The sequence below is a fragment of the Clostridium ljungdahlii genome, assembly GCF_001636845.1.
Taxonomy (GTDB): Bacteria; Bacillota; Clostridia; order Clostridiales; family Clostridiaceae; genus Clostridium_B; species Clostridium_B ljungdahlii_A.
In genome coordinates this window covers 1-9,941 of record NZ_LITT01000036.1, presented here as the reverse complement: position 1 = coordinate 9,941, position 9,941 = coordinate 1, and the positions used below count along the sequence as shown (strand labels likewise).

The 9,941-nt window shown below is 31.3% G+C and carries 10 protein-coding genes and 3 riboswitches; of the genes, 8 read left to right on the top strand and 2 right to left on the bottom strand.

Going from position 1 to position 9,941, the window contains the following annotated elements; all coding sequences use genetic code 11:
• From WY13_RS21865 to WY13_RS14045, 7 genes are all read left to right on the top strand, one after another.
• Positions 1–393, top strand: a 393-nt coding sequence (locus WY13_RS21865; protein WP_156499052.1) for a transposase, incomplete at its 5' end; no start/stop codon positions are given.
• 77 nt (positions 394–470) lie between these two features.
• Entirely contained in the window at positions 471–746 is a 276-nt protein-coding gene (locus WY13_RS21860; RefSeq protein ID WP_082848521.1) for a hypothetical protein, read from the top strand.
• A 362-nt stretch (positions 747–1,108) separates the two neighbouring features.
• Complete coding sequence (locus WY13_RS14065) at positions 1,109–1,492, top strand: 4Fe-4S binding protein (RefSeq protein WP_063556253.1); 384 nt, start codon at positions 1,109–1,111, stop codon at positions 1,490–1,492.
• Between the two features lie 102 nt (positions 1,493–1,594).
• Positions 1,595–1,770: riboswitch (cobalamin riboswitch) on the top strand.
• Between the two features lie 232 nt (positions 1,771–2,002).
• Positions 2,003–2,347: a hypothetical protein gene (locus WY13_RS14060; protein ID WP_063556252.1), complete on the top strand. Its 345-nt coding sequence runs from the start codon at positions 2,003–2,005 to the stop codon at positions 2,345–2,347.
• A 3-nt stretch (positions 2,348–2,350) separates the two neighbouring features.
• On the top strand, positions 2,351–3,118 hold the full coding sequence (locus WY13_RS14055) for a cobaltochelatase subunit CobN (protein WP_347459381.1): 768 nt from the start codon (positions 2,351–2,353) through the stop codon (positions 3,116–3,118).
• Positions 3,113–3,295, top strand: a riboswitch (cobalamin riboswitch). It overlaps the preceding gene by 6 nt.
• Positions 3,296–3,645: 350 nt before the next feature.
• Positions 3,646–3,903 (top strand): DUF3467 domain-containing protein, encoded by a 258-nt coding sequence (locus WY13_RS14050; RefSeq protein ID WP_063556250.1) that lies wholly within the window; start codon positions 3,646–3,648, stop codon positions 3,901–3,903.
• A gap of 206 nt (positions 3,904–4,109) precedes the next feature.
• Positions 4,110–4,296, top strand: a riboswitch (cobalamin riboswitch).
• Positions 4,297–4,621: 325 nt separating this feature from the next.
• Positions 4,622–5,413 carry a hypothetical protein gene (locus WY13_RS14045; protein ID WP_063556249.1) on the top strand — a complete coding sequence of 264 codons (792 nt, stop codon included), beginning with the start codon at positions 4,622–4,624 and terminating at the stop codon, positions 5,411–5,413.
• Between the two features lie 391 nt (positions 5,414–5,804).
• Here WY13_RS14045 and WY13_RS21560 read toward each other — a convergent pair whose 3' ends face one another.
• Both WY13_RS21560 and WY13_RS14040 read right to left on the bottom strand, forming a co-directional pair.
• A complete protein-coding gene (locus WY13_RS21560; protein ID WP_156499051.1) occupies positions 5,805–5,945 on the bottom strand; it encodes a hypothetical protein in 141 nt (46 codons plus the stop codon).
• Positions 5,946–6,102: 157 nt separating this feature from the next.
• Positions 6,103–6,411, bottom strand: a complete 309-nt coding sequence (locus WY13_RS14040) for a hypothetical protein (protein ID WP_063556248.1) — start codon at positions 6,409–6,411, stop codon at positions 6,103–6,105.
• A 270-nt stretch (positions 6,412–6,681) separates the two neighbouring features.
• Here WY13_RS14040 and WY13_RS14035 point away from each other — a divergent pair, with 270 nt between their 5' ends.
• Positions 6,682–9,774: an Ig-like domain-containing protein gene (locus tag WY13_RS14035; RefSeq protein WP_063556247.1), complete on the top strand. Its 3,093-nt coding sequence runs from the start codon at positions 6,682–6,684 to the stop codon at positions 9,772–9,774.
• The last annotated feature ends 167 nt before the right edge of the window (positions 9,775–9,941 follow it).

The window sequence follows — 9,941 nt, the reverse complement described above, 5'->3', positions numbered from 1 at the left end:
AAAAGGGTTGTTCCCCTATGGTACAAAATATTCAAGTATAAGGAAAAAGGCAGCAAAAGTTTTAAACATATAAAGCAGGGAATAAAAGAACTCAATGATATTTTTGCTTCATACAATTATGAAGTTATACCGCTTGCAGATAGAGGCTTTAAAAGTATAGATTTATTCAGATTTATAGATGAGCTTGGATGGAAATATTGTATAAGATGCACTAATGATATGCTTGTAAAAATAGAGAAAAATGAAAAAATGAAATACCTTAGAGATATAAAACCTCTAAAGAAAAGTGTTAAAAAGTTCAATAAAGTCTTACTGAGTGGAGAGGAATATGTATGTAATTTAGCAGTATGTAAGGCTGAAGAAGCAGAGAATACATTGGTATCTAGTAACTAATATGTCTAGTAAGAGGGCTGTTAATGAATATAAAAAGAGATTTGATATAGAAGAAATGTTTAGAGATCTAAAGTCCAGTGGATTTAATATGGAAGGTACCGGGACAAACTGTTGTATATTTCGAAAATCTGTATCTATGCTTATGTATAGCATATACATGGATGATAGTATTAGGTGCTGATTGTTCTAAAAATAAGAAGAGCAAAATAATAGGAGTAACTAAGAAAATAAAGAATAAGGTAGTTAGAATATACAGCCTATTTAGAAGTGGGTTAGCCTGGTTTAATAGATGCTACGATTCTGATAGAAAAAAATACAGATTAAAATTTAACTTTATACTTTACGATATTTAACATGGTAGAAAAATCAAAAAACTTACTTAAAAATATGGGGGTATTACGGTTAGTAGCCATCGGATAAAATTTATAATTTTAAGTATGAATACTGCAAGCTAAAGAATTGGCATATAAATTGCTTTCTAAGTTAGTATAGTTTTGAAATAAATTTAATTATTTAAACCTTAAACTCTAAAATAAAAAGTACTTAAGAGCAGTCCCTCCTGCACTTAAGTATTTTTACTTTATTTTGACAGTTTTGTTGTACATTTATTTTATACAAAGCAAAATAATAGGCATAAAATTTGCTGTATTGATATATACCTTATATATTTATATAATTAAAGTATGTACAAATAAATTTTAAAGGGGAATGTGTTATGAAAAAATTAGTTGTTAAAGATAAGTCTTTATGTATGTCTTGTTTAAGTTGTGAAATGGCTTGTTCCGAGGCATTTTACAAGACCTACGGCAATTCTTGCATTAAGATTGATGAAGGAAAAGATGGTTCTGTAGATTTAAAAGTATGCAATCAGTGTGGTGTGTGTGCAGAGAAATGTCCTGAAGGTGCCATTAAACAAAATGCTAAGGGAATATATATGATAGATAAAAAAGCTTGTACCGGCTGCTCTACATGTGTAGAAGCCTGTCCAAAAGGCATTATTGTAAAAGTAGAAGACAAGCCTAATCCAAGTAAGTGCATGGCATGTGGTATTTGTGTTAAAGCTTGTCCTATGGGAGTACTTGAAATTCAAGAAGAGTAAGATGTTTACGCAGCATAGAGTTAAATCACCAACATTATTCGTTGAAATATCTGGCATATTTTGTTTGACAGGTAGATAACATAAGTATACAACGTAAGCATAATTTAATATTAGAGTATATGGTTTATTTAGATGATTAAAAGGGAAGATGGTGAAATTCCATTACAGCCCCCGCTACTGTGTAAGGTGACGATTTTAAATTTCCACTGGAGTATTCCGGGAAGGAATAAAGAGGATGATCCTATAGTCAGGAGACCTGCCTATACTTTTGAAATAATCTTTCGGAGGGAAAGATTAATGCATGAATGAGTTTTAAACTATACTGCTATGAAATTAGTGTAGTTTTATCATGTATTAAATAGGGGCTTCTAAAAGAAGTCCCTATTTTTATAAAAATTTGTTATAAGTTATAATAATGTGTTTTGAAAAGATTTTTACAGCTTAAAAATATTTTGAACAAACATATGGAATATCCGTTATTGTAAATTTATCTGATTTGGAGGGACTGGCATGTATAAAATTGCATATTATAGTGCTTCTAGTGCTTCGAACAGGAATTTAATTGCTTTAAGTACTGCTCTAAAAAAATTTATTAAGAACAATGGAAAAATCATTGATATACGGGCAAAGAGTAAAGATGGTACTGTAAATAAAAATGAATGGTTGTATTTTAAAAAATATGTTAGTAGTGCAGATATATTAATGATATGTTTAAGGGGAGGAAAGAATAGTTGCCCGGATTTTGGCAAGCTAATACGGATTTTACCTAAAAATTCAAAAGTTTTCATTCAGCCTTCCTGTGTATCAGAATTAGAGATTGTGAGGAAGTATTGTAATTTAAAAGATGAAGTATGAAAAATTATATCTCAATATTTAAGTTATGGTGGTGTTGATAACTTTTATAATATGATTCTTTTCTTAAGCAATATTTTCGCTAATAGTAACTACAAGTTTACAAAACCTAAACCTTTACCTTGTGAGGGTATATATCATCCTAAATATGAAAGTACACTTACTTTAGAAGAGTATTTGCAGAAGAAGTATGATCCCGGGCTGCCTACCATTGGCATTTGGTTTCTTCATGTTCTAATAAATATGGTATCGTTTTCTACAACTGTGCTGGATGAAAAAAGTAAGAATGTATTTGATAGACTTGATATTCCAGTAATAAAAGCAATATTATTTCTTAACAAAAAAGAAGAGAGGGAAAACTCATTTCAGCAATTAAATTCTATGAATACTGCAATTAGTACTGATATGCCTGAACTTGATGCAAACTTAGCTAGTGTTCCGGTGGTATTTAAGAATATATCTTTTATAGATTCTTTAACTGGTGCTAAGATTACGAAATATGCAGCTGAAAAGGAATACATATCAAAATTAGTGCATTTGATTTTAAACTTGTACTTAATTCATAAAAAAACTGTAACTACTTTCTACAATTATCCTTCGTGTAACTACAGTATAGAGCTGCATTTTTTTAGATTTCACACAGTTTGTTATGAATATTTTAACAGGGATGAAAATTCAAAAAATATAATGTTTAATAATGGACTTATTGAGAAAATAATGTTGACTTTTCAAAAATTATATATTACAATTAATGCAAAAGCAATGAAAATTTAATATTTAGTATTAGGTGCTGTTTTTTAAGCAGTTAAAAGGAAAAGTGTAAAAAACACTGCAGCCCACCGTTACTGTATGGAGGATGAAACCCTAATTATGTCACTGAATTTATATTCGGGAAGACAGGGGAGTAAAATGAATCTGAGCCAGGAAGCCTGCCTGATATGCTGTTAATTCTTTCGGAGGGGAAGATATACTATATTTGCTGTTTATAGTAAAAGTAAACGGTTATATTGGCATGAAAGAACCCCTACAGGTTCTTTTTTAGATTATTGCCATTATATAAATTATGCTATATATGGAGGCCTTTGAAGAGGGGGCCTTTTTGTATTATCTCCAGGCATCTATAGAAATTAAGTAAGTCAGTAAAGTTGCTTTTATTTTAGTAATGTCCCCCACATATATAAAGGCAAGTAGTTATATAGCTGAGTAAAAATTTATACTTAAAAATGAAAAAATAGAGGTGACTAAATAGACTAAATTAGAGAAATAAATTAAACAAAAAATATGAAAGGTAAGGGTATCCTATGGATGAAAATATGAAGTTAAAAGAAGAAAAGGAGTTATATTCAAATAGAGTGGAGCTTTCTGGAACTGTATACGATTTTCAGTTAGAATTTATGAAAGTATATAAAAAAGATGTAAAGGATAGTGTAAGAATATTTATGAGTCCACAACAGGCAAAGAGTACGTGTAAGATGTTATTGAAGTCAATTGAAAATTATGAGAACACTTTTGGAGAAATTAATGTAAATCCTAAAAATAATGCTGAATTAAATAAGTAATAGTCATTTTGACAATATTTAGGATAAGTTTCCCAGACAATATTTAGGAGAAGGAGTCATAAAAAACCAGATGGTAACTTAAATTTTCTTACCCCAAATTTAAAATGTCATAATATTGTAGTTTACACTAATTTAATAAAGTTTTTATAAATTATTGACAAATAAGTGGAGTTGGTGTATTGTAAAAGTAATGACAATTGTAAAATAAATGATAATTTTGAACAGGTTTCTTTTTTAGGAATTAATAGGGAAAGTGGTGAAAAACCACTGCAGCCCCCGCTGCTGTAAGGAAGATGAAATTCACAAAGTGCCACTGAAGGTGTAAATCTTTGGGAAGGCGTGAAAAGTAAGATGATACCAAGTCAGTAGACCTGCCTGTTACAAACATATATGGTTCTTTCGGTGGGAAAGGTAAGTATTCAATGCCAGTAACATCTATTTACATTAAATATTTATAAATTCATGTCGTATACTGGAGACCTTCGAAAGAAAGAGGGTCTCTTTTTATCTTTTATTTACACAAATATATATTTATTTACGTTAATCTAATCTCACCTGAATTACCACCTGGTTTATTTTTCATAAAGGTTAAAAATATGATTGTCATTATATTTAACTTCCGGGGGGTGATTGATATAAAAGTGTAAAAATTTTATCATTGTCTTTTAAATTTGGACAAGCAACAATTAAAAATTAAAAATTTGGAGGAGTGTATAAAATGATTAGAAGATTAAAAAACAAATTATTTGCGACATTATGTATAACAACATTAACTTTGGGAGCTGTGGCTGCACCGTCTGCTTTTAATAGTGTAAAAGCTGATGCTGCTCCAACAAAAACTGTTTATGTGGATGTTGAGAAAAATGTAATGGGACAAGCACCTATTTTACAACCAGTAAAAGTTACTGTTAATGATACAGAAACAATTTGCAATGCTACAAAAGATGCTGTTGGTGCTGCTAATGTTGATACGGATGCTAAAGGTTCTTATATAAAGGCTTTTAGGGATACCGATACAAGTTTTTCTTATGATAATTATCAATTTAAAAATAGTCTTCCATCAATTGTTACTGATACAACTACAGCATATAATCAAAAAATTGTTTCTGATCCAAATTGGTTAAGAGAAAAAGAATATAATGGAATATCTGGCTGGATGTTTACAGTAAATAATACAGATCATGATTTAAACTATAATTATTATACTGCATCTACACCAGTATCAAGTTTGCCGGATGGAGCTGTAATCCGTTGGGAATTCTCAATGGCTTGCGGATGTGATTTGGGAAATACCGGATGGCTACCAAGTGGAACAGTTACTAATGGATATTATAATTGGAATACAAATTCAACAGCAGCATTCTTTACAAGAACAGATAAAACAAACTTGATGAAAGCTATGGCTAATCATACTAATAAGACAGATTCAGGTTATACTGATGCATTAGGTGTTTTGCAAGATTTACAAAGCTCGGAGAATGATGTTAAAGATGCATTAAGCGGCCTATAATTAAAATGTATACTATAGAAAAATGAAATAACTTTACTAAAATATTATAATGGGCTAACTATAATAATTAGCCCATTATTTTAATTATGTTATAGTTAATTACAAAACTAAAGAATAAAGAAAATAGATGATTAAAGTAAAAAAATAAATATTATAAAGAATTTTAATTAGATTAGAAGATACTCGAAAAGTAGATGGAAATTCTGAAAAGATATTTAATTACCCAACTACTTAGGAGTAACTGGAAAACTATTGGCGTACTTTGAAAAGCACATATTGTTACGAGATAAAGGATATAAAAAAGAGTGTTACAAAAAAGCCTAAGATTTAGGTTTGCCAAAATATTCAATAAGTGTTCTATGCAGTCTTACTTTGTATAAGGTTGCCAAAGCTAAGGTGAACCATCAAAGGCAACGGATAAGTTATTGATATCTCCAAGGATGCCCATATTAGAAGATGTATCAACAACACATCGAGCAATAAATTTTTGAAAAATGGTTTCAGGACAGAAGTTTCTAAGCTTACCGCCCAAAGCCTTATCAACAAGTTTATTAACAGTACCAGAATGCTTAGGAGGTTGTTTTTCTCCAGCTTTGAGTTTTTTTCTAGGCTTGGATGAGAAGCTTTTAACCTTAAGTTTACGCTCAACATGAAGTTTATGATCTAAAATCCATAAACGTACTAAAAAGTCATAATATGAGGATGCAGAAGGAACACCATCCTATATCAAGAATCAAAGGATCAAAAGCTATTTTTTTAGCCCATTTTGTGATAGAATGTTCCTGTTGATCAAGCATTAATATGGGAGATCGTATTATACCTTGCTGATTTTTGGCGGGGCGGCCTAAATCAGAATATAAAGGCTTTATTACAGGGAGCAGGCTATCAAGGTTGAGAAGATAGAGTTTTGAAATACTCTTATCAAGTGCAACCAGCCTGCTTTTTTGCATTTCATAGTAAAGAAGCATTTTAAGATACAGCTGTTCTTGATATTCCAAATGTGAAATCCAATTTCGTAATATAATGAACCTCCTTAAGAAAATAGTATTTTAAAATCACAATACAATTTTACTCATAAAAGGAGATGTTTTATCAAACGAAATGCTTTCTAGATTATGATGTCATTGGTAGTAGGTTTATTGGAAAATATGATACTAATTTAGCTTAAATATTAGGGGTGAAGCAGAGATGCTGAACCTTATACTATATAAAAATCAAGCTCTCTGAGTTTTCGAGAGCGTATAGATTATTGATAAGGAGGGAGATAGATGAAAAAGTTTTCAAAAGTACTAACTTTGGGAATAATATTAGTGTTTATTTTAACTATGTTTACACCATATTCAGCCAAGGCTGATGGCTTGACACCTGCATTGAAAACAGATGCATTGGGAAATTACATAGTTACTTCTGTAAAAGATTTAAATGCATTACGTAGTGATATTGATAAGGGTATAGATTATTCGGGAAAAGATATTGAATTAACTCAAGATATTGATATAAATAATGATTTAAACTCTTTTACAACACGAAATACTTTTAATGGTACTTTTAATGGAAATTTTCATGTTATTAGTGGGTATAATGATAAAAAGTCAGGTTTGTTCAGTTTAATTAATAAGGATGCCATTGTAAAAAATGTTAAAATGGATACAAATGTAACTATTGAAGATAAAAATTCAATAATTAAAAGTTGTGATAATGGTAATTTAACCTATGGATTAATCGCCAATGAAAATGGAGGTGAAGTTACTTGTTGTTTTACAACAGGAACTATAACAAATAATATAAGTACTTTGATAGGAGGAGTAGTTGGAGTTAGTGAGCTGCAAAGCACAAATGCAGGCGGAAAAATTGCAAATTGTTACAGCAATATTGTTTTTAATAATCAATCAACAGGAACTCCAAATTATGGAGGAATTTGTTGGCGAGGTGGAGACGTTTTAGAACACTGCTATTTTTATGGGAAATTTACAGGAAATAAATTAGGCAAAAGTTGTACTCAACCAATTGTTTATGCGATAGGAAAAGAAAATGCCACTACTTGTCCATATGATAAAGACGTATTAGGATTTTATATAGTAGGTAGTAGTAAAGGAATAAAGCATACCACAGCAGAAATGAAAAATAAGGATATTTATACTGCGCTAGGTTTTGATTTTGATAAAACCTGGAAGATAGATTCTTCAAATGATGGATATCCATATTTAAATCCAGAAAATATACAAAAAACGGTAGCCAAAGTGACTGTGGACGTACAGATAACAGCTGCAGATAAAACTTATGATACTAATGCTACTGTTGAGGAAAATCTAAAAACAACAGTAAAGGATATAAAGGTAGTTCCAGAAGACTCTAAATATGCGGACCTAATAAGTAAATATAATGTTAGTGCTACTTATGATGGGACTGCAACTTTTTCAGCACCAACTATTGGAGAAGTGTCTATAACCATTGATTCTAGCAAGTTGAAAATAAATTATGATTCTAATGAAGATTATCAATTTGTTCTTGGCAAAGTTTTAACTTCAAATGCAAAACTCTTAGACAATGGAGCAGCGGTTCCAACAGAAGATAAACAAAAAGAGCAGGTAGAAGATGTAAAAAAAGCAGAAGATATACTTTATAGTAAGCTAGGAGTTGGACAGGGTGCTGTACCAGAATTTACCTGGAATGGAGATAAAACAAGTATCAATGGAAAAGATGGTACCACAGAGGGCTCTGTTGAATTGAATGATTATGTATGGGAAGTATTTTCTTCTGCTCGTTCTGGATATAGTGGTGTAAGAGCAGGATTTTATGATGGCTGGTTTAAAAGTGTGCAGGATGGTTTAAAGAAAATGAAGGAAGCAGGAGTAACCCCTAGAGATGTAAAGATGACAGAATGGGATAAGCTGGTTTTAGCTATTACTGCCATAGGATATGATCCAAGGGATATAGAAGCTTATGATTTAATAGATATTATTTCAAACGAGGATTATCTTTCAACATCGAACCAAACTTTTTCTAGTCAATATGCTCTACTGGGATTAAATTCTTACAATTATGCTATACCAAGCAATGGTAATAGAATTGATAAGGAAGCATTAATTCATGGATGGGCAAAAAGTGCGTTAGGAAATAAAGGTGCAGATGGCTCTGAGGTACTTCCAAATGCTGTTCCTGATATGTGGCTTATGACTTTTCAACCCATAGCAGCTTATTATGATTCAAAAGGCTCAGATAGTAAATATTCTGATGTAAATCAGGCTATGGAACATGTATTTAATCAATTTTCAAATGCACAAACCTATAAGGGTTCCTTCTATGGAGGTTTTGCAGATTCTTATAATAACTCATGGACTAATGCCCAGGTTTATATGACTCTTGGAATGGCGAAAAGTAATATATTTGACAGTAAATATATAAAAAATGGGAACAGTATTCTAGATGGTGCATTAGAGTTTTACAATATTAAAGATGGAACTACAACTTTTGATAAATCATCTTATGAGCCAACACAAATGTGCAGAGGGTTAGATTCTCTTGTAAGGGCATATGAAGAAAGAAACTCGATATTTGACTGTACGGATGTGAAGAATTCCACAGTGCCTGTAAATAACGCCATAGCTCAACTTCCAGATGCAGATAAGCTTACTTTAGCTGATAAAGACAAGGTTGATGCAGCAGAGAAATTGTATGATGCTTTAAGTGATGCACAAAAATCGTCTATGAGACAGGAAACAGTGGACAAGTTAACTGCAGCAGAGAAAAATGTATCACCGTCACAAACGGTAAATGTAATGGGAGTGACATTAGACAAGACAAGTGCAAGTGTAACAGAAGGAGACACACTGCAGCTTACAGCAGCTGTAGCGCCGGATAATGCAACAAATAAAAAAGTAGACTGGTCAAGCAGTGACAAGACAGTAGCATCAGTAGATGAAAACGGGAAGGTAACAGCAGTAAAGGAAGGGACAGCAACAATAACAGCAGTATCTGAAGATAATAAAGATGCAAAGGCACAGTGTACAGTTACTGTTACGGAAAATAATACACCAAAACCAATACAGATAACTAATTTGACAAAAGACAGGTCATTTAAATTAGGTGATGATGCAAAAGTATCTGTAAAGGCTGAAAATAATTCTGATAAAGACAAGGATGCGTCGCTATTAGTAGCACTATATGATGAGGGCGGTAAATTCATCAATTATGTATGCGGAAAGCAGACAATAAAAAATGGAGATTCATCTATTTTGACAGGTATTATGAAGCTTCCAGAAGAGGGAATATATAAATTGAAGGCATTTGTATGGGACAGCCTTGAAAATATGAATCCCATCTCAGATATTATAGATATATCTGTTCAGTCCAATAAATAAAATTTATTTATAAGTAGTCAACATTATTTTCATATTTATGACAGAAGTTTAGCACTTAAAAAATTTTTAGGACGATAGTCCTTTGTATTATAAAGCCTTATGAATATTTATAGTAGAATTAATAGATTCCGATTTTTACTGGAAATTATATGAGTAAAATTTGCATA